Here is a 20,185-nt window from a genome sequence, read left to right on the forward strand (position 1 = left end):
GAGGCAACATGCAGATAAAGGCAAGTCCCGGGTTTCAGTTAAATCCTCATGTTTTTTATGTATCGGCAGTTCTGGTATTGTTTTTTGTGTTTATGGGGGTTTTTTTCACAAAAACATTGTCTGAAATTTTTGGAACATTACAAGATGCGATTGTAGTAAATTTTGGCTGGTTCTATATTCTCTCTGTTGCATTTTTTCTCATATTTGTTGTATGGCTGTATTTCAGTCCTTATGGGACCATAAGATTGGGCAAGGATTCGGATCGGCCGGAATATAAGGATACCACCTGGTTTGCAATGCTTTTCAGTGCAGGTATGGGCATAGGGCTGCTTTTTTATAGTGTTGCTGAACCAATTCTTCATCTCGCTTCCCCGCGGGATGCTGCACCCGGCACAATTGAGGCGGCAGTTGAAGCGATGAATCTCACTTTTTTCCATTGGGGACTCCATGCCTGGGCAATATATATTGTGGTGGGTCTTTCCCTTGCATATTTTTCCTACAGGCATGATATGCCGCTAACCATTCGCTCTACAATGTATCCGTTGTTTGGTAATAAGATATATGGAATACGTGGAAATATTGTGGAAGTACTGGCTATCTTTGGTACATTGTTTGGTGTTGCCACTTCGCTGGGCCTGGGTGTGATGCAGATAAATGCAGGAATGGATTATCTTGGGCTGATGTCGGTGTCCATAAATAACCAGATTTTGCTGATTGGATTCATAACTCTTGCAGCCACTACTTCCGTGATGTCGGGCCTGAACAGGGGTATACGCATATTGAGTCAGGTCAACATCCTGCTGGGTCTTACCCTTGTTATATTCGTCTTTATCGTAGGTCCCTCTGTTTTTCTTTTGAGTTCATATGTACAAAGTATAGGTTACTATTTGCAAAACATTGTTTATCTTACTTTCCAGACCGATGCGTTCACCGGCCTAGAATGGCAGAAAATGTGGGCCATGTTCTACTGGGGCTGGTGGATCTCCTGGTCACCCTTTGTTGGCATGTTCATTGCACGTGTGTCCCGGGGGCGCACAATCAGGGAATTTATCAGGGGAGTACTGCTTGCTCCTGCAATTGTAACTTTCATCTGGATAATCGTCTTTGGTAACACAGCAATTCATATGGAGGTTTTTGGCAACGGTGGTATTATAAATGCCGTCCAGACAAGTATTCCCACTGCCCTTTATGTCCTGTTAGATAAATTACCGGGTTCACTGGTGAGTTCTGCCCTTGCAACGATTGTCGTAATGACCTTTTTTGTCACATCTTCTGATTCGGGATCCCTTGTCATCTCCATCCTTTCTTCCGGGGGAGATCCCAAACCTGCGAAACCCCTGAGATTGTTCTGGTCTCTGCTTCAGGGTGCTGTTGCAGCTGTTCTCCTGTTGACCGGGGGACTTGTGGGGTTGCAGACAGCTGCTCTTACCACGGCTCTGCCTTTCTGTGTAGTTTTAATTCTGATGTGTTACAGCATATCGAAGGGACTAAAAGCTGAGTCTGATGGTTATAGGATCATAAATTCGGAGAAAAAACCGCCGGAAAATACATCAGATAATAGAGCTAAGCAATTGGTAGGAGAACTATTCGGGGGAGGGTCCAAATGAATATGTGGGAACAAAAACTGCGGGATATTTTCCAGACGGAAAAGAAAAATTCCGGGGAAAGGAGTATGCAGGAAATGAATGTCAGGTTTGCAGAACTCAATATGAGGGATTTTTTCAAACATGTGGTATTTCCTGCTTATGACGGCCTGAAAAAGGAAATTGAAAAATATGGCAGAACTGTTAAGGTTAATGTGGATGGTACCGGAATGAATTCTGCCTCTCTGACCGTTTATGCTCCTCCCGACAAAAAGCCTGATGAACAGGTTGAGGAGTTCTATTTTGAGATAAGAGGGAGGGCCTACCAAAAGGCCGGTTTTGCTTTTCCGCAACATGCAGATGAAGAGCAGCCACGTATCCGTAAGGTGGAAATATTACTTCGCCATGGTCCAATCCATGAATATGATATAGAGAACCTGACCCGGGAAGATATCATCGAATGCTTTGTCGCAGAATATTCCAAGTGGATCAATTACTGATTTATTCAATTCATTACCTTTAAAACCCTTAAGGTTAATCTGGCTTTTCATGTCGAAAAAAATTCTGCTTACCAACGATGATGGTGTTTATTCAGCTGGTATACGTGCTGCTTACAAAAGTGTGGATTCACTGGGTGATGTGACGATTGCTGCACCGGCTTTCCAGCAGAGCGGTGTAGGGCGGTCAATTTCTATTTTTGAGCCTCTGCGGATGAACCGTACAAAGATAAATGGTGTAGAGGCTTATGCAATAGGAGGCACTCCTACGGATTCTGTGATACTGGGGATATTTTCGGTTATGAAGGAAAAACCCGATCTTATTGTATCGGGCTTTAATATCGGGGAAAATATCAGTACTGATACCGCCACTACATCAGGAACCGTGGGTGCAGCTCTGGAAGGTGCAAGTTATGGTATCCCGGCAATTGCGGTTTCCATTCAGGTCATAGAACAGGGACTCAAGTTCGATGATCTGCGGGATTATGAACATGATTTTGAGGTTGGTATCAAGGTAGTAAACCGGATCGCAAAAAAAGTTCTGGAATATGGAATGCCTGAAAATGTGGATGTTTTGAATGTGAACCTGCCGCATGATGTGGAAGAAGATACCGAGATCGAGATCACCCGTCTTGCAAGGAAGTTTTTCAATATGGAAGTGGAGGAGCGTCATGATCCCAGGGGCAGGCCATATTACTGGCTGGCAGGTGACCTTATGCCACAGGGTGAAGAAGGTACCGATGTGCATGCAGTTATCCAGAAGGGGCACATATCTATAACACCTCTGAGTCTGGATTCAACTTCCCGGGTGGACAACTCGGAAATAGAAAAATTACTTTGATTACTTTTTGATATGGATGTCGATCTCTTTCCAGGTCGGGTCGACACCATGCAGACTTTCTGCAGAAGCTGCAGCAGTTTTTCCCAGGAATTGCTGAACAAAATCGTTTATTTCTATATTTTCACCATCAACATTGAGTTCGACTTTCATTTTTGACACTTCCTTTTTTGTACATATAGAATGGATTCCAATATTTATTTTCCTTTGTATCCTTCTATTTCTGCATTAAATATTCTAATTTGAACCTGATGTCCGGAAGTTGATTTAATATTTATGCTTCAATTTTTCTTCATGCAGAATCTTTTTAACAAATCAACATGTTTTTTAATCTGAACATATGGATTTCCTCAAGAAACTATTTGGTAAGGGCAAGGATGAGCCTGAAGAATTGCATCTGGAATTTGAAAATCTCTATGAATGGAGTAAAACCAGATATGAAAGGGAGGCTAACTCTGCAAAACCCCTTATAAGCGATCTTTATTCCGCAATTGACAATAAACTTGATCAGCTCAGGGTCGATAAAAATTCCTTTCTGGATACCACACCGATTGAATCAGCTGATATGAAAATGAGTAAGATCGCAGATTCAAACCGGGATGTTATTGTTGATAACCTGGGAATACTTGATGAGAAAATCACTGTCCCGCATGACAATTCCATAGGGGGAGCTCATGCCTTCTATATTGAATCGCTTTCCCATATGGATAGTTTTCTGGACAATACCCGAAAAAGCATGCTTTATGCAAAAAGTCTCTATCCAGCTGAATATAACAAAATAAACGGCGACCTTGCAAACCTGAACCATGCTTTAAGTGATTTATTTTCGACAATTGAAGGTCCCTGGAATAAGCTGGAAATGATCAGCAATATATTCGAAGACATTGAAGATATCCATAATCTGGAATCTGAAATAATAGATTGTCGAAATAAAATTCAGGAATTGGAGAATAAGTATACCTCTCTGGATGAAAATCTGCAGGATGCAAAATCAGATCTTGAGAAGTTGATTAATGGCTCTGAATATCCACGCGCAGAAGCAATTAACAGTGAAATTGACGATGTCAGGCAACAGGTCCTGGATGTAGAAGCTGATCTTAAAAGAATGTTCACCCCATTGTCCAAGGCATTATCCAGAATGAAAAAACAGGATGAAAACGGAATTCATACCCTATCGCCACAAGTGCGTAATATACTTGGTATTGTCATGAAAGATCCTGTCTCTGCACTGGATTACGATCTGGATCCGTTATATGATGAATTAATTCTGAGACTTCAAAGCGATTCACTTGGCCTGAAAGATAAGAAGAAAGATAAAACCCTTGAACAGGTGCATTTAATAAAAACCTCTTCTTCTCTTAATTCCTTGTGTGAGGATAAAAAGAAATACGATAACAGGCTCGAGCAGTCAAGGGACCAATTGGACAGGATGGATGTGTATCATCAGAAAACCTCCATGGAAAAAGACATTTCAAAAAAGCAAGAGGCTTTGGTTTCCACACAGGATAAACTAAAAGATGAAACAAAACGGCTACAATCCCTGAAAGAGCAGCTGGAAAATACAAAATCGAAATTGAGCTCAGATGTGAATGATGCATTTGAGGAGAATATCGAGATAAATTTCAGGTAACAATCTTACCTGTTAGTACTCCGTGATATTTTCTTTGAAAAAAGGTACCCTTTTTTTCACAACTTCCTCCAGCAACCGTGGAATATCTTCTGAATTTGCGCCCTTTGTACCCACAAGATTATCATTAACCAACAGGCATGGTTTGAGTTTCCCGTCGGCTGTCACACGCAACCGGTTGCAATTGGCACAGAATTCAGTATTGTCGATGGGTCTTACTACTTCAACTTCAGCACCGTCGATGATGTACTTTTTGCGGCGGTGCATTTTACGTACATGGATTTCATCGGCCCTTTCTTCAAGTTGCTTTTCAATTCCTTGCACGTCAACCTGGTATTCTACAACATCCTGGAAATCCATTAGCTGTATGAGTTGTAGTATGATGTTGCCTTTGTGTTTACGGACAAATTCAAGCATCTGGTCTATTTTGTCTTCATTGATCCCTTTGAGCATTACCATGTTCAATTTTACAGGGGTAAGGCCAACTTCGATTGCTTTTTCGATTCCCCTGAGTACTTTATGTACATCACCCGGATTTGCTGCAGTAATTAAGCTGTAGTTTTTGTCATCAATACTATCCAAACTTACATTTATCCGGTCCAATCCTGCTTCCTTGAGGCTCCGGGCTCTCTCTTCCAGCAGTATCCCGTTGGTAGTTGCAGATACATCCTTCAATGGGGGCAGGCTCTTTAGTATATCCTCGAAATCCCTGCGGACAAGCGGCTCTCCGCCGGAGAATTTCACCCTGTCCACTCCATACAGGCTGGCTGCCCTGATGATATCAGATATTTTCCGGGCTGACATTTCATCTGCCACTTTCATATTCCCTTCATTGTGGCAATAAATACAATTGAGATTACACCTATCAGTAATCGATATCCTGAGGCTCTTTATAGTGCGTCCGTAGGAATCTGTGAGATGTTTTTCAGGAGTCATGCTATATCGGTAATTGGTGTTTTATTTGGAATGGTGAAAGGAGTATATAAACTTAAGTTTATCCGGTAACAGTGAAGCTTACCGCCCCATATTTTAAATACCAAATCAAACCAACTTGTGCCATGAAAAAATCAATAGTTATTGCAGGCACACACAGTGGAGTCGGTAAAACAACCGTTTCCATGGGTATCATGGCTGCCCTGACCCGTAGGGGAATGCACGTCCAGCCCTATAAGGTAGGGCCGGATTACATCGATCCCACCCATCATACCGCAATCTGCGGCAGACCTTCAAGGAACCTTGATACGTTCATGATGGGAGAGGAAGGTGTCAGGCAGAGTTTTCATTGCAGTTATAATGATGCGGATATAGGGGTCGTTGAAGGTGTCATGGGTCTTTTTGACGGAATGAATTCCTCAGATCTTGCAAGTTCGGCTCATGTGGCTAAATCCCTGGGTGCCCCTGTGATCCTGGTAGTCAATGTGCACGGCATGTCCAGAAGTGCTGCGGCCCTCATCAAAGGCTACTCTGAATTTGACAGTGATGTACATATCGATGGTGTGGTTCTCAACCGTGTGGGCAGTCCCAGACATGCTCAAATGATCAGGGATGTCCTGGATGTGCCGGTAGTTGGTGCCCTGCCCCGTAACCAGGACCTGACCGTCCCTTCCCGCCACCTTGGTTTGCACATGGCTGATGAACGGGATTATGATCTGGAAAAACTGGGTAACTTCATCGAGGAAAACGTTGATCTGGATGGTGTGCTATCTCTGGCAAACGAACCTCGCCCGGCTGCCCCTGAGGAATGCATCGCCAACAGGGAGGCTGATGTGACAATAGGCGTTGCAATGGACAGTGCATTTTGTTTCTACTATCAGGATATGCTGGACTCTTTTTGCAGGTGCGGGGCTGAAATCAAATTCTTCAGTCCGCTTGAAGGTGAAATTCCTGATGTGGACGGCATGTACTTCGGAGGGGGTTATCCAGAGCTCCACATAGCAGAACTTGAAAAGTCGCGGACAACCCACAAACTAAAGGACCTTTCAGCAGACGGAATGCCAATCTACGGGGAATGTGGCGGACTGCAATATCTCTGTACTTCTTACGAGATTGAGGATAGGGTCTATAAACTGGCTGACCTTTTCCCCGCCGAGACCGTCATGACGAAAAAATTGCAGGCACTGGGCTACACTAAAGGGCATGCCCATTCCCCCATATTCAGGGGAGAAGTACGAGGTCATGAATTCCATTACTCTGTAACAGATTGTGCGTCTGACAGCCGTCTGGCTTACACTATGGAGCGTGGCAAAGGAATTGTTAACGGTATGGATGGTATCTATGAACACAATTCTGTGGCAAGTTATATGCATGCCCACCCCGACTCATTCCCAGTGGATGATTTTGTGAACAGCTGTCGCAAGTACAAACAACGCTGATCTCAAATCTCATCCATGCTGCCGCTTCTGTAACCTTCGAGATCCAGGCAGACATGGGTGATACCTGTAGCTTTCAGTTGCCGGATCATTTCATCCTTTTTCAGGACAGCCGTCGGTATTTGTTCAGCGGGGACTTCTATACGGGCAAGGGTTCCCCCGTCATGCAATCTCATCCGGCATTGCAAAAATCCCATTCTGTGCAGAATGTCCTCTCCCTCTTCGGCCCTTTTGAGTTTCTCGGCGTCCAGCATTTCGCCATAGGGTATACGTGAGGCCAGACAGGCAGAAGAGGGCAGGTCCCAGAAGTCGCAATCTTTTTGTTTTGCTATCTGCCTGATATCTGCTTTGGTGATATTTTTGGACACGAAAGGGTGAAGTATCCCCTCTTCCCGGCTGGCGGCAAGCCCGGGTCGCAATGTCTGTGTATCCGAGACGTTGGTACCATCAGCAATAACCGTATAACCCAGGGAGGCAGCATATTTCCTTGCAACTTCTATTACTTTCTTCTTACAGTGATAGCAGCGATCCCTCGGGTTCATTCTTATATTTTCATATTCAAGGGGATCTATATCCAGTATATGCAGCTTTAATCCGTATTCATGGGCAGTTTGTTTTGCCCTGCGTACCGCATATTCGGGTATGAGCGGGGAATTCAACAGGATACAAATATGTTTATCTCCATGTATTTCCCTGGAGACAACCGAAAGCAGGCTGCTGTCCACACCTCCTGAAAAAAGAATTGCAATTGGGCCGGTGGATTGTATGAAATTTTCCAGTTGTTTCAATTTGTTATTTGTCATGTTTTTCATATTATAAATGGCCGCACTCTGGGCAGTCCATCCTGCGGCATATTTTCATCCTGTCTAACGTTCCGCTCCTGCCGTCCCACATTACAATATGACCGGCATGTAAATCTTCCCAGCCAAGCAGGTACTTGATCACCTCATTTGCCTGCATGGTTCCCACGACACCTGCGGTGCAACCGATGATTGGAAATACCTCTTTCGGGGGTTTTTCAGGGATCAGACATTCTATGCAGGGTGTTTTGCCCGGGATGATTGTAGTGAGCTGGCCGTGGAACCCGTGAACGGCACCGTGGACCAGGGGTACGGATTGCCGGATTACGGCCCTGTTGAGCAACATTCGTGTTTCATAGTTATCCAGCGCATCTACGATTATGTCTGCTCCCTGTATCAATTCATCTATGTTTTCAGCATTGATTTCCGTATTGAAGGCTTCCAGTTCGATGTTGGGATTGAGTTCTGCAAGTTTTTCTTCAGCAGACTGGCTTTTGGCTTTTCCGATATCCTGATGCCAGTGCAGTATTTGTCGGTTGAGATTACTCCGTTCAACAGTATCCTTATCGACAAACCGGATGTGCCCAATCCCGGCAACAGCAAGGTAATGCATAATTGGTGATCCCAGGCCGCCACAGCCGGCTACCAGTACGGTTGCGCTTTTAAGTTTCTCCTGGCCTTCTTCACCGACCATCATTATCTGGCGGTTATAGAGTTCTTTTTCGGTAGCATCAAGCATCGGTTTTCTCCTTCAAGGGCTCAAAGCCCTGTTTTTCCAGCCACTGGCATGTATGCAATACAACATGATGTTCTATGGAGGTGGTGATTATATGGTTGCCCTTTTTCCTGTTGGCAAAGGCAACGCCCTTAATGGCCCAGTTGTCAGACTCGGTCCCTCCGCTTGTGAAATAGATCTCATCTGTATCTGCATTGATGGCGGTGGCCACCTGCTGTCGGGCACTGTCAACCGCTTTTCTGGATACGTTTGCAATATTGTAGGGTGAAGAGGGGTTGCCGAAATTTTCGGTGAAATATGGCATCATCGTCTCCAGTACCTTCGGATCAGTAAAGGTGGTGGCTGCATGGTCCAGATAAATGATATTTCCTGTATTTTCCATGTTGGTGTTCATTGTGACCTCCTTTATTTATTTTAATATCTTATTGTTTTTTAATTCTTATCATGCTGTGTCACAAATGTGAACATATTATTTTTTTATACCTTTAAGTTTTTGCACGTATATTCAGTAGAAAGCACCAACCACCATTCACAATAGTGATATACTTGTAGGTCAATATCTACAGTAAATGAGGCATGAGAATATGAAAACTGAAACTCCGTGTCAGGTTGTGGTATGGGATGTACTGCCTGCTATCAGGGCTGCCCTTGCAAAAGAATTGGTGGATAACGGTGTAACACAACAGGAAGTGGCTAAGCTTTTCGGGATGGCTCCTTCTGCGGTTTCCCAGTATCTTACCAAAAAACGGGGATACAGGATTGAATTTGATGATGAAATAAAAGTTTCCATCGTTAGTCTGGCGGTCGATATCCAGGATGGTAGAGTAGATGATCTGTCACACAGGTTTTGTGATATTTGTCGCCAGCTGAGGGCAGATGAAGCCTGTCCTGCGGATGATGATTAACTTTTTTCCGGTTTCCCAACATATATATAATAGTAAAAACTATCCCCAATTGTCATTTCACGATTGTGAATTGTCTGCTACATATCGGCTGGATGGCAGAGTGGTTATGTAACCGACTGCAGATCGGTGTAGGTGAGTTCGATTCTCACTCCGGCCTCTAAGGAGGAAGGACATGAAAGGTGCCAAAGATTATCCAATCGAAAAGACCTTTGAAGCTCTTTTTGATCTGGAAGATATGTGGTACAGGTAGGAGGGAAAGCCCCCTCTTTTGTGGGGTGGAGCGTTTTGATTATCATTATGCAAGCGAACATGCCACCATATCGATAATACTGTTGATGCTAAAAATAGGCTACATAATGAATATCTAATGGTCTCAGCAGGGAAAAGATAGACTACCTTTCAGATGCATTTAGGGGAATAGCAGTAAAATATAACATTAATGTCAATTGAGGTATAAACAATGAGCAGATCACATAATTATGATCCGGAGACCCTTTCCATACATGCAGGACAGGAGCCGGATCCAACCACGGGTTCAAGGGCCGTTCCCATCTACCAGACCACGGCCTATGTTTTTGATGATACAGAACATGCGGCAAATCTTTTTGCCCTGAAGGAATTTGGAAATATCTATACCCGCCTGATGAATCCTACCACCGATGTCTTTGAAAAAAGGATGGCAGCCCTGGAAGGAGGAACAGGTGCTTTAGGGGTTTCCTCGGGAATGTCGGCCATTTCCCTTGCCCTGCTGACCATAACTCAGCTGGGTGATGAGATTGTGGCTGGTGATAACCTCTATGGAGGGACGTACCAGTTGTTCAATCACACATTCCCCAAACTGGGCAGGAAGACCACTTTTGTGGACTCCACTAACCCGGAAGCCTTCAGACAGGCTGTCAATGAGAATACCCGGGCGATCTATATCGAATCCATAGGTAATCCCAAACTTGATATCCCGGATTTTGAAGCAATTGCGGCCATAGCCCACCAAGCCGGTATCCCGCTGGTCGTGGACAACACAGTCGGTGTCGGGCTTGTGAAACCCATCGAATACGGTGCCGATATTGTAGTCCTGTCAGCCACCAAATATATCTGCGGCCACGGAACCTCTATTGGAGGTGTCATAGTAGATTCCGGCAATTTCGATTGGAGTAACGGTAAATTCCCTGAATTCACAGAACCCGACCCTAGCTACCACGGTCTTGTATACTGGGATGCGTTCAAGGATGTTCCGGAAATGGGTAACGTTGCTTTTGTCCTGAAGGCCCGGGTCCAGTGGTTAAGGGATCTGGGAGCGGCAGTAAGTCCTTTTAATTCGTTCCTTTTCCTGCAAGGACTGGAGACCCTATTCCTGCGTGTGAGAAAGCATTCTGAAAATGCATTTGAGATCGCCCGTTTCCTAAAAGACCATCCGAAAGTTGCATGGGTGAATTATCCGGGCTTTGAAGACCATGTCAGCCATGAAAGGGCTGCAAGGTATCTCAAAGGAGGTTTCGGACCTATAGTGGGATTTGGTATCAAAGGAGGATTTGAGGCAGGGAAACAATTTATAGAAAATCTTGAACTATTTTCTCATCTTGCCAATATCGGGGATGCAAAAAGTCTGGTCGTGCACCCTGCATCCACCACCCATCAGCAGCTTACCCCCGAAGAACAGGCTAGTACCAGTGTTACGCCCGATTACATCCGTTTGGCCATTGGTATCGAGGATGCAAAAGACCTGATAGCAGACCTTGACCAGGCGTTGAACGAGGTAAATGTATGACCGAGAGGTCCGTAGGTTATGTTGAAACAAAACATCATCGTCTAAAAGAATCTTTCAGGCTTGTAAACGGTGATGAATTGAGTAATGTCTCTGTAGCCTATGAGACCTACGGCAAGCTGAACAATGACAAATCCAATGCGATTCTTATCTGCCATGCTCTCACCGGCGATGCACATGCTGCCGGGTTGCATGAAGGTGACAAGAAACCAGGCTGGTGGGATATTGTAATTGGGCCCGGGAAAGCTTTTGATACTAATAAATATTTTGTAATCTGTTCTAACGTCCTTGGGGGATGTAAGGGAACAACAGGTCCGGCCTCCACCAATTCCCAATCCGGTCTGCCGTATGGCCTGTCTTTTCCCCGTATCACTATTGAAGATATGGTAAACCTGCAACACACATTGCTTAATAATCTGGGTATTTCCGGCCTTTATGCCATAGCCGGAGGTTCCATGGGAGGTATGCAGGTCCTGCAATGGACTGTTTCCTATCCGGATTTCATGAAAAAAGCCATTGTACTTGCATCCACAGCAATTTCCTCGCCCCAGCAGATTGCCTTTAATGAGGTTGCAAGACAGGCAATAATTCGGGACCCCTACTGGAATGATGGGGATTATTATGGTGGGGAATTGCCCAAACAGGGCCTTTCCCTTGCACGCATGATCGGACACATCACTTACCTGAGTGATGATTCCATGCATGATAAGTTTGGAAGGGATATCAGGGAAAATGAGATGTTCCAGGTGGAAAGTTATCTGCATCATCAGGGAGATACTTTCACTACCCGTTTTGATCCGAATTCCTATCTCTATCTTACCGGCGCGATTGACAACTTTGACCTGAGTGAAGGTCAATCCCTTGTTAAAGGTTTCAGCAATATAGAAACAGAATTTATGGTTATTTCTGTATCTTCGGATTGGCTTTATCCTTCATACCAGTCTGAGGAAATAGTCCAGGCGCTGGGTTCCAATGATACAAGTGTGCAGTATCGTAAACTCATTTCACATTTTGGCCATGATGCCTTTTTGCTGGAAAAGGGGCAATTAAATTATCTTCTATCCACTTTCCTGGGCCATCTCACTGTGGGAGATGTCATGTCGGAGAACGTATCGACTCTCCATGAAGGGTGCACGCTGGAAGAGGCGGCACAATTAATGATTTTGAAAAATGCAACACATATTCCGATTCTGGCAGCAAGTGGCCGTATTACGGGTATAGTGACTTCCTGGGATATCACAAGGGCTGTTGCTAATAAAACAAGTTCCATCGAAAACATATTGTCACGGGAAATTTTGACATCCCATCCGGATGAAAATGTTTCAAGTGCAGCTCTTGTAATGGAAGATCATGCAATCTCAGCCCTTCCCGTGGTTGATGACAGAGGTTGTCTTGTGGGAATCCTTTCCAGTGATACCATCAGTGCAATGGTGGGAAGGGGTGCAAAGTGAGACGAGTGCTGTGATTTATACCGGTTACTCTGTCCCTTTCTTTTCTTTTGTATTTGCAGGCTTTTTGAATTTCTTCTTATACCACATTTTCCTGCGGTAATAGTTCAGGGGATGGTTGATTCTCTTGCAGAGGTCATCGGTCCCATGACAGTTGCCGTAGGTCTTCATGGTGCTGCATGAGGGAGGAGTATATTTTGTACCTGAGGATCCGGCAATATGTTCAATCTGGTAGCGTGTTTTTTCTTCATCAAAATCCGGGGATACATTGAACATGTTGATTATATCATCCACAGTCATGCCAATACCTGTCAAAAAGGAAGTCATTGCAAAACGCATTGAATGAGCAAGGTTTACCCCTGTACGAACATTATTGATGGCATAATTGATGCAGGGAGGGAACAGTTTACTGTCTACTTCTCCTGTCTGTCCATTTTCAATATCACCTTTCTTTTGCTGGAGTAGTTCCTTCAATCTTGATAGTGCGCCTGAACAATCTGTACAGGTTTTTTCGGGAACTTTGAGGGGCAGGCCTTCATGAATATTTTTTTTTATTGCTTCCTGCAACAATCGGGCAAAATCTTTTCTTTCAACAAAAACGTTGCCATGTACCATTCTCTGGTTTATCAGTTTCCACTCAATTGCTTTGAGGGTTGTGGAATATTTCAAGAAATCCGCAAAATGTAAATGGAAGCCTCTTTCGTGCTGCTTGGCATGGATTCCGAATTCTTCTCCTATTTCCCTGAGAAAAAAATCTTCTCTCTCTAACAGCAGGGAATATGCAGCTTCGGCTTCAGCATGAGAATATTTACGGTTAAGGTAGGGATCGTTCAGGCAGGATACGAGTATTCTTGCATAAGGGTAGGAAAGAAGTTCTGTGAGTACCCGTCCCTCATCTGTATTTGTAAGGGAGGGTTTACTGATGCCCGAGGTAAGAGACTGGATTAATCTTTCCTCACCCCTGAGTCTGGCTGATTGGAACGCCCTTGAATTTATAAGGCGGTCCAGATCAAAATCCAGTTCTCCGACATATTGCGAAGCGGCGGATGTAAAGGGGTACAGTGCAAGTTCTGCCCTTTCCATAATTTACTCAGACTCTATTCTGGGGGCCAGCAGATATCCGACCTTACCCCTTCCACCTGCAATTTCAAAATTGATCTTGATAGGGAAATCATTACCTATCTGGAGGGTTACCTCATTGGATTTTGAGGCAGGTTTTGCGATGTCAGAAAGGTAATCCAGGGAAAATAATGATCGTGCAGGTCCCGGAGTGATGCTTATCAGTTCATCACGGGGCATTTCCTGACGCATACGATCCGTGTCGCCTTCTGCTTCCAGGAAGAAGGTTTCTCCTTCAACTCCCATTGACATATGGTCACTTATTTTCTCGGCTGCTTTTATGGTCCTGCTGAATCCTTTACCGTTCACAACGATCTCTGCAGGCAGTTCAAGCTGGGGGATCCTGGGTTCTGCGCGGATTGTAGATGGGTCAAGCAATGTAAGTGTATATGATATTCCGCCAATGCTTATGGAGAGTTTCCTGGAATCCTCTTCCAGTTTCATCCTCACTTTGTCCGTTTTTTCTGCGACACCCAATATGTCCAGTACTCTTGTAAGATCTAAGCCAATCTCGCTTTCCTCTGCCTGGTATTCATCAAAGGCATCAGCCTGAAGTTCAAAGCTGACCATGGCAACGTTGGCCGGGTCCACAGCTTTCACGCCTATACCTTCGGGTGAGATGTGTACTCGGGCTTCGTCAACCAATACAGATAATGATTCAATGGAATCTTTCAGAAGTGATGCATCAATTGTTGCCTCTAACATTTTGTCGCTCCGCCTGATTATATTAAAATCTGAAAATCATTATACGCGACAGGTTATATAAGTTTTTATTTTGTCGGAGGATATCAGTCATATTCTCTCCAGGTATAACTGCATTTTGTACATTTAAAGAACCTGGTCTCCGATTCATCTGCCGAACGTAGTTGTCGCATCCACCAGTATGCTTTGTTATTTCCACATTCCGGACACTGGACAAGTGTTGTAGGTAACCCTTCATCGACATTTTCCTCAAGCACTGTAACCTCACGTTCATCACGTTTGGTTTTCGAAACCATATTTTCTGCGCCTTCTTCCCTGCTTTTCTCATATCCACATTTGCGACACTTAAGGTCCCCGTCTCTGGGAAACATCATACTCTTACATTTTGGACAAAATTCCATCAATATCATCTCCTGCATCATTTAAGATCCGCTGGTGGTCAAAAGCGAGCTCGGGCAGGTTGTTGGGCTTAAAACATCCAACGTCTGCAGCATCTGTATCTGCCTTTGGTTCGCCTTTGCCTACTGCAAGGTAGGCCACGGATACTGTGTGGCCCCTGGGATCACGGGAAGGGTCTGAATATACACCAACCAATTTGAGTATTTCGATTAGAAGCCCCGTTTCCTCCCTTACTTCTCTCTTTACCGCTTCTTCTGTGGTTTCACCAATCTCTACAAAACCACCCGGCAGGGCAAACGATCCTCTGTACGGTTCATTTTTCCTTTTAATAAGTACTATCTTCCCGTTTAATATGATTACGCCATCAACTGTTAGTAGGGGTGTTTTCGGTCTCATTCTGACAAAACCTTAATAGGATAGATACTATATTAAGATTGGATACTTATTAAGGTGCTTCCAAAATGACAGACTACATTTTATTGATAGCAATAGGATTAATGATTCTTTCAGCTATTCTTCCCGGTAAATTATCCTATCGTAAACTGATAGGCGCTTTTGGATGGATTACTTTTGGTGTGCACTGGGCTTACCAGCCAATCCATTACATGGAAATTAACGATTATTTCAATGTATTCCTTACAATAATGATTGCCTGCTTCTGTCTTATGATGGCTTACTCGATGGTAGATGAATACAGATCAAAGACCCTGCCGGTTGCGAATCTGGATATCACTTCAATGGTGACCAGCGCGACTGCAATAGGTTCGCTATTTTATTTTCCTTTTGCTCAGTTGCCTTCACTTAATTACTGGATTATTGCTACCGTTACGGATAACATCACCTGGGTTCTTGGTGTTCTGGGCTATCAAGTTACTCAGGATTCCTGGTACCTGATATCCTACAACGGCTATACAGTGGAGATCATCCTTGCCTGCACTGCTATTGAAAGTATTGCCCTTTTTAGCGGCCTTATCGTTTCTGTCAAGGCGCCCGCTTCTAAATTGTTCCAGGCATTTATGGTTTCAGTACCGGTTATCTATATACTGAATATTTTTCGTGATGTTTTTGTAATTATAGCTTATGGGGAGCAATGGTTTGGAGCAGAAAGTTTTGAGATAGCCCATCATATGATTGCCAAGATGGGTTCGGCGGTAGCCCTCTTTGTAATTGGCTATGCTGTTTTGAAGATTCTTCCCCAGCTCTTCGATCTGATTGATGGACTTGTGTCCCTTTCAAGATTCAGGTTAAAGGACATTATTGATAAAATTGCAGGAAACAGGTAAATGCTTGCAAAAGGTTCTCATAGCTGGGTTTTTACGACCTCATTGCTCACAATTGCAATGGGGTTTATGTATGTAACTTCGCGATTGCAGATATTTAACGTTCAATCTATGCTGGATATGCCCCTGCTGGGCGGAAATACTTTATTTTTGAGCCAGTTTTCCGTCTGGCAAATATTCCTCTACTCCACTTTTGGGTTTGGTTTGCTGACAGTATTTTTTGTTTTCTTTTTCCGCGATCCTAAGCGGGATTCCCTTCTCTGTAAAAGCTGTATCATTGCCCCGGCCGATGGTAAAATTTCGGATATCAGGGGGCGCAAGGTTTGCATTTTCATGAACCTTAACAATGTTCATGTCAATCGCGCTCCTTTTTGCGGTAAAGTTTTATCTGTAAAACACTTTAAAGGAAGCTATCTGCCGGCATTTACCAAGGATTCCTCACGCAATGAGAGAACAAATATCCTGCTGCAGACATCCGTAGGAAAAATTGAAGTAACCCAGATAGCCGGTTTCCTGGCACGCCGGATAGTTACCTATGTGGAGGAAGGGGATGAAATCCTGCAGGGAGAAAAGATTGGAATAATACGGCTGGGATCCCGGGTGGATGTTACTATCCCTGAAGGATTTGATATTTGTGTCAGTAAAGGGGATAAGGTGTATGCAGGCGATACCAAAATTGCAAAAACCCCACATCATGAGAGGTAATGGATGGATATCTTCAAAGATCTGGTCCTGCCGGACATAATGACATTAACAAACGCTGTTTTCGGACTTTTAGCTATCTTCGCGGCCTTTAGTGGACAGATTGAGCTGGGTTTTGTTTTTGTGCTGGTCGCTGCTGTAGCCGATGGGATGGATGGTTATCTGGCACGTACTATTAGCCAGGGCCCGATGGGGGAATTCCTTGATTCCCTTGCAGATGCTGTTTCTTTCGGAGTGGCCCCGGCATGCCTGATCTTTTTAGATATATCAGGTACCCTGCGATACGCAGCGGGTGTTTTTGCCTGCATGTATCTGGTATGTGGGATATTGCGACTTGCCCGCTTCAACACTAAGAAAAAAACTATCCTGGATTTTGAAGGTTTGCCAATCACGGCTTCTGCTGTGGTTTTATCATCCTATGCCCTGCTTGCCCCCCGGTATATCTATAGCTGGGTAATCTTCGGCCTGGTCGTGCTGTTGTGCTATCTAATGATCAGTGATCATCCTTATCCCAAACTTCGCGGTCCCAGGGCCATGGGTGCTGTATCAATACTCTTTTTCTCAACAATACTGTCCTATTTCCTGCTTAATTCCTATATGTGGATATTCTCCACGATTTTGTTTTTGTCCCTGATGCTGTATCTGGAATCTCCGATCATGAGGATTCCCAGGCAGTATTATGAAAAATGAGTTCAATTAGTTCTAAAAAAGAAAAAGGGAGATTATGTATGTTCTTCTCCCTTTCTGACCTCGAAGTTAAGGCCTTGCTCATCGGCATCGACAACAACAGTATCGGATTCCATCACCTCTCCACTGACAATACGTTTGCCTACCGCGGTTTCAAGTTCGTTCTGGATGACTCTTTTCAGTGGTCTCGCACCGTATGTCTCACTGTAACCTGCATCCCCAAGGTATTTCTTCGCCCGGTCGGTGATTTCAAGATCGATCCTGCGCTCTTTGAGCCTCTGCACGAGGTCCTCTATCTTGATGTCCACGATGTATGTCAGCTGGTCCTTGGTGAGGGCGCGGAATATGGCGATCTCGTCGATACGGTTGAGGAATTCCGGCCTGAAGTGTTTGGTGAGTTCGTTCATGGCCGTCTCCTGCATCTTGTTGTAGGCAACTCCTTCTTCAAGTTTGGAGATGGCGTAATCCACACAGATATTGGAGGTCATGATCACGATCGTATTCTTGAAATCCACAGTCCTGCCCTTTGAATCGGTCAATCTACCGTCATCGAGCAACTGGAGCATGATATTGAATACATCGTGATGGGCTTTTTCGATCTCATCAAACAGGACTACCGAATAGGGATTCCTGCGTACGGCTTCGGTAAGCTGGCCCCCTTCCTCATGGCCGATGTATCCCGGCGGAGCACCGATAAGCCTTGCAACTGTATGTTTTTCCATGTACTCGGACATATCAATGCGGATCATATGATCTTCGCTATCGAAAAGCTCGGTTGCAAGGGCTTTGGCGAGTTCGGTCTTACCCACACCGGTAGGTCCCAGGAAGATGAAACTGCCGATTGGCCTACGAGGGTCCTTGATTCCCGCCTGGGCACGGATCACAGCATCTGAAACGGCTTTTACTGCCTCGTTCTGGCCGATCACTCTTTCATGCAGGCGATCCTCCAGATGCACCAGTTTTTCCCTTTCTCCTTCCATGAGTTTGGTAACCGGGATTCTGGTCCACTCGCTTACTACATGTGCAATATCTTCCTCGTCCACCTCTTCCTTGAGAAGCATATTGGTTTGCTTTTCCTTCAGACGATTTTCCTCTTCCTCATATTCATGCTGGAGGGGGACCAGAGTGCCGTATTTCAGGCGGGATGCCTTTTCAAAATCGCCTTCTGTCTCTGCCAGTTCCAGCTGGGTCTTGGTATCATCGATCTGCTCTTTGAGGTTGTTCAGTTTTGCAATAGTGGCCTTCTCGTTTTCCCAGCGAGTGCGCATTGCGTCAGATTCGGCCCGGATTTCTGAAATCTCTTTCTCCAGGCTCTGCAGCCTTTCCTTTGAAGCAGCATCCTTTTCCTTTTTCAGGGCTTCCTTCTCTATCTCAAGTTGCATCAGTTTCCTGTCAGCTTCATCCAGACTGGCCGGTTTGCTGTCGATGGCAGTCTTCACCTTGGATGCTGCCTCATCCAGCAGGTCTATGGCTTTGTCAGGCAGGAATCGGTCCGAGATATACCGATCACTCAAGACAGCAGCTGCTACAAGGGCACTATCCTTGAGCCTTACTCCGTGATGAACCTCATATTTCTCTTTCAGACCCCTCAAAATAGAGATTGTGTTCTCAACATCCGGAGCATTCACCATCACTGGCATGAACCTGCGCTCCAGGGCTGCATCCTTCTCGATGTGTTTCCGGTATTCATCAAGGGTAGTTGCACCTATACAGTGCAGTTCCCCCCTGGCCAGCATAGGTTTGAGCAGGTTGCCTGCATCCATTGCACCTTCAGTGGCTCCTGCTCCTACAATGGTATGCAATTCATCGATGAACAGTATAATCTGGCCTTCAGATTCAGCTACTTCCTTCAGGACTGCCTTGAGCCTTTCCTCAAATTCTCCCCGGAACTTGGCTCCTGCAACCAGTGAACCCATGTCCAGGGCCACTATACGTTTATTCTTCATTGCATCGGGGACATCCTTTTTTGCAATACGCTGTGCCAGTCCTTCTACAATGGCAGTCTTACCCACACCTGCCTCTCCGATCAGTACCGGGTTATTCTTCCTGCGGCGGGACAGAATTTCTATCGTATGCCTGATCTCATGATCCCTGCCGATTACGGGGTCAAGTTTACCCTGGTTGGCAAGTTCTGTAAAATCGATGCCGTATTTTTCCAGAGGTTCATACGTATCCTCCGGGTTTTCTGATGTCACTCTGCGATTCCCCCTGATTTCCTTGATCGCCTGGTTCAGGCGCTCTTCATCTGCTCCGAATTCCTCGAGCAGTTCCTTGCTGTAACTCCCCCTTTCCCGGGCCAGGGCTACCAGTATATGCTCTACACTGGTATATTCATCATTCATCTTACTCGCAAGGGATGCAGCATTATCCAGTACCCGGATGGCTTTCTGGGTGAAGTAGACATTCTCGCTTCCCGGACCTGATACCTGCCCAAGCCCTGACATGTGTTTTTCGAGTTGTTCTTTAACCATTGCACTGGAAATGTTCATCTTGTCGAGCAAAGAAGGCACAAGTCCTTCCCTTTGTTCCAGAAGGGAAAGGAATAGATGCTCCGAATCAATCTGCTGATGATAATATCTTGCAGCAATGGTTCGGGAATTTTGTATTGCCTCCTGGGCTTTCTGTGTGAAATTATTCAGGTCCATACTGATCCTCCATTATTTAATTCAATATTTCAGGGCTTTATACTTTTGGAGTGTTTTTCTGAAGACATTCCCCCCGAAGTGTAATG

General features: G+C 44.8%; 21 protein-coding genes and 1 tRNA gene. 12 read left to right on the plus strand and 10 right to left on the minus strand.

All coding sequences use genetic code 11. The features are described from left to right. Positions 1-8: 8 nt before the first annotated feature. Genes EFE42_RS06590 through surE form a run of 3 tightly spaced genes read left to right on the plus strand, consistent with a single transcriptional unit; the run spans position 9 to position 2,921 of the window. Positions 9-1,607, plus strand: coding sequence for a BCCT family transporter (locus EFE42_RS06590; RefSeq protein ID WP_123136502.1), 1,599 nt, complete (start codon positions 9-11; stop codon positions 1,605-1,607). Continuing rightward, positions 1,604-2,083: a hypothetical protein gene (locus EFE42_RS06595; protein WP_123136503.1), complete on the plus strand. Its 480-nt coding sequence runs from the start codon at positions 1,604-1,606 to the stop codon at positions 2,081-2,083. Before EFE42_RS06590 ends, EFE42_RS06595 begins: the two co-directional genes overlap by 4 nt. Positions 2,084-2,132: 49 nt before the next feature. Continuing rightward, the gene (gene surE, locus EFE42_RS06600; protein WP_370448672.1) at positions 2,133-2,921 is read left to right on the plus strand and encodes a 5'/3'-nucleotidase SurE; all 789 of its coding nucleotides are present in this window, start codon (positions 2,133-2,135) and stop codon (positions 2,919-2,921) included. Here surE and EFE42_RS10630 read toward each other — a convergent pair whose 3' ends face one another. Beyond that, positions 2,922-3,071 carry a hypothetical protein gene (locus EFE42_RS10630; protein WP_199724099.1) on the minus strand — a complete coding sequence of 50 codons (150 nt, stop codon included), beginning with the start codon at positions 3,069-3,071 and terminating at the stop codon, positions 2,922-2,924. Between the two features lie 187 nt (positions 3,072-3,258). On the opposite strand from EFE42_RS10630, the gene EFE42_RS06605 reads away from it, so the two are divergent. Further along, the gene (locus EFE42_RS06605; RefSeq protein WP_123136504.1) at positions 3,259-4,548 is read left to right on the plus strand and encodes a hypothetical protein; all 1,290 of its coding nucleotides are present in this window, start codon (positions 3,259-3,261) and stop codon (positions 4,546-4,548) included. Positions 4,549-4,560: 12 nt separating this feature from the next. Here EFE42_RS06605 and moaA read toward each other — a convergent pair whose 3' ends face one another. Then, a complete protein-coding gene (gene moaA / locus EFE42_RS06610) occupies positions 4,561-5,481 on the minus strand; it encodes a GTP 3',8-cyclase MoaA (RefSeq protein ID WP_123136505.1) in 921 nt (306 codons plus the stop codon). A 122-nt stretch (positions 5,482-5,603) separates the two neighbouring features. Here moaA and EFE42_RS06615 point away from each other — a divergent pair, with 122 nt between their 5' ends. Then, a complete protein-coding gene (locus EFE42_RS06615) occupies positions 5,604-6,917 on the plus strand; it encodes a cobyrinate a,c-diamide synthase (RefSeq protein WP_123136590.1) in 1,314 nt (437 codons plus the stop codon). A gap of 2 nt (positions 6,918-6,919) precedes the next feature. On the opposite strand, the gene larE is transcribed toward EFE42_RS06615, so the two are convergent. From larE to EFE42_RS06630, 3 genes are read right to left on the minus strand one after another with little or no spacing between them, the layout of a single operon-like run. Then, positions 6,920-7,717 (minus strand): ATP-dependent sacrificial sulfur transferase LarE, encoded by a 798-nt coding sequence (larE, locus tag EFE42_RS06620; protein ID WP_233564754.1) that lies wholly within the window; start codon positions 7,715-7,717, stop codon positions 6,920-6,922. Between the two features lie 10 nt (positions 7,718-7,727). Then, on the minus strand, positions 7,728-8,453 hold the full coding sequence (locus EFE42_RS06625; protein WP_123136507.1) for a HesA/MoeB/ThiF family protein: 726 nt from the start codon (positions 8,451-8,453) through the stop codon (positions 7,728-7,730). Then, a complete protein-coding gene (locus EFE42_RS06630; RefSeq protein WP_233564755.1) occupies positions 8,446-8,844 on the minus strand; it encodes an aminotransferase class V-fold PLP-dependent enzyme in 399 nt (132 codons plus the stop codon). Before EFE42_RS06630 ends, EFE42_RS06625 begins: the two co-directional genes overlap by 8 nt. A gap of 190 nt (positions 8,845-9,034) precedes the next feature. Between EFE42_RS06630 and EFE42_RS06635 the strand changes: the two genes are divergently transcribed. From EFE42_RS06635 to EFE42_RS06645, 4 genes are all read left to right on the plus strand, one after another. Next, the gene (locus tag EFE42_RS06635) at positions 9,035-9,355 is read left to right on the plus strand and encodes a transcriptional regulator (protein ID WP_233564756.1); all 321 of its coding nucleotides are present in this window, start codon (positions 9,035-9,037) and stop codon (positions 9,353-9,355) included. Between the two features lie 86 nt (positions 9,356-9,441). Next, a tRNA-Cys gene (locus EFE42_RS10510) sits at positions 9,442-9,512 on the plus strand. Between the two features lie 303 nt (positions 9,513-9,815). Further along, positions 9,816-11,120 (plus strand): O-acetylhomoserine aminocarboxypropyltransferase/cysteine synthase family protein, encoded by a 1,305-nt coding sequence (locus tag EFE42_RS06640; RefSeq protein WP_123136509.1) that lies wholly within the window; start codon positions 9,816-9,818, stop codon positions 11,118-11,120. Further along, positions 11,117-12,568, plus strand: coding sequence for a homoserine O-acetyltransferase (locus EFE42_RS06645; RefSeq protein ID WP_123136510.1), 1,452 nt, complete (start codon positions 11,117-11,119; stop codon positions 12,566-12,568). Before EFE42_RS06640 ends, EFE42_RS06645 begins: the two co-directional genes overlap by 4 nt. 24 nt (positions 12,569-12,592) lie before the next feature. Here EFE42_RS06645 and priL read toward each other — a convergent pair whose 3' ends face one another. The 4 genes from priL to EFE42_RS06665 all read right to left on the minus strand — a co-directional run bounded on the left by priL (position 12,593) and on the right by EFE42_RS06665 (position 15,181). Continuing rightward, positions 12,593-13,648 (minus strand): DNA primase regulatory subunit PriL, encoded by a 1,056-nt coding sequence (gene priL / locus EFE42_RS06650; RefSeq protein ID WP_123136511.1) that lies wholly within the window; start codon positions 13,646-13,648, stop codon positions 12,593-12,595. 3 nt (positions 13,649-13,651) lie between these two features. Further along, entirely contained in the window at positions 13,652-14,389 is a 738-nt protein-coding gene (locus EFE42_RS06655) for a DNA polymerase sliding clamp (protein ID WP_123136512.1), read from the minus strand. Between the two features lie 83 nt (positions 14,390-14,472). Further along, positions 14,473-14,787 (minus strand): transcription factor S, encoded by a 315-nt coding sequence (locus EFE42_RS06660; protein WP_123136513.1) that lies wholly within the window; start codon positions 14,785-14,787, stop codon positions 14,473-14,475. After that, the gene (locus EFE42_RS06665) at positions 14,765-15,181 is read right to left on the minus strand and encodes an NUDIX hydrolase (protein ID WP_123136514.1); all 417 of its coding nucleotides are present in this window, start codon (positions 15,179-15,181) and stop codon (positions 14,765-14,767) included. The genes EFE42_RS06660 and EFE42_RS06665 overlap by 23 nt, the downstream gene beginning before the upstream one ends. A gap of 65 nt (positions 15,182-15,246) precedes the next feature. Here EFE42_RS06665 and artA point away from each other — a divergent pair, with 65 nt between their 5' ends. From artA to EFE42_RS06680, 3 genes are read left to right on the plus strand one after another with little or no spacing between them, the layout of a single operon-like run. Continuing rightward, positions 15,247-16,068 (plus strand): archaeosortase A, encoded by an 822-nt coding sequence (artA, locus tag EFE42_RS06670; protein ID WP_123136515.1) that lies wholly within the window; start codon positions 15,247-15,249, stop codon positions 16,066-16,068. Beyond that, complete coding sequence (locus tag EFE42_RS06675) at positions 16,069-16,770, plus strand: phosphatidylserine decarboxylase (RefSeq protein ID WP_123136516.1); 702 nt, start codon at positions 16,069-16,071, stop codon at positions 16,768-16,770. It abuts the gene before it with no gap. A gap of 3 nt (positions 16,771-16,773) precedes the next feature. Next, positions 16,774-17,457: an archaetidylserine synthase gene (locus EFE42_RS06680; protein WP_123136517.1), complete on the plus strand. Its 684-nt coding sequence runs from the start codon at positions 16,774-16,776 to the stop codon at positions 17,455-17,457. A 32-nt stretch (positions 17,458-17,489) separates the two neighbouring features. Here EFE42_RS06680 and clpB read toward each other — a convergent pair whose 3' ends face one another. After that, entirely contained in the window at positions 17,490-20,099 is a 2,610-nt protein-coding gene (gene clpB, locus EFE42_RS06685; protein WP_123136518.1) for an ATP-dependent chaperone ClpB, read from the minus strand. Between the last annotated feature and the right edge of the window lie 86 nt (positions 20,100-20,185).

Source organism: Methanohalophilus sp. RSK (assembly GCF_003722075.1).
GTDB lineage: Archaea > Halobacteriota > Methanosarcinia > Methanosarcinales > Methanosarcinaceae > Methanohalophilus.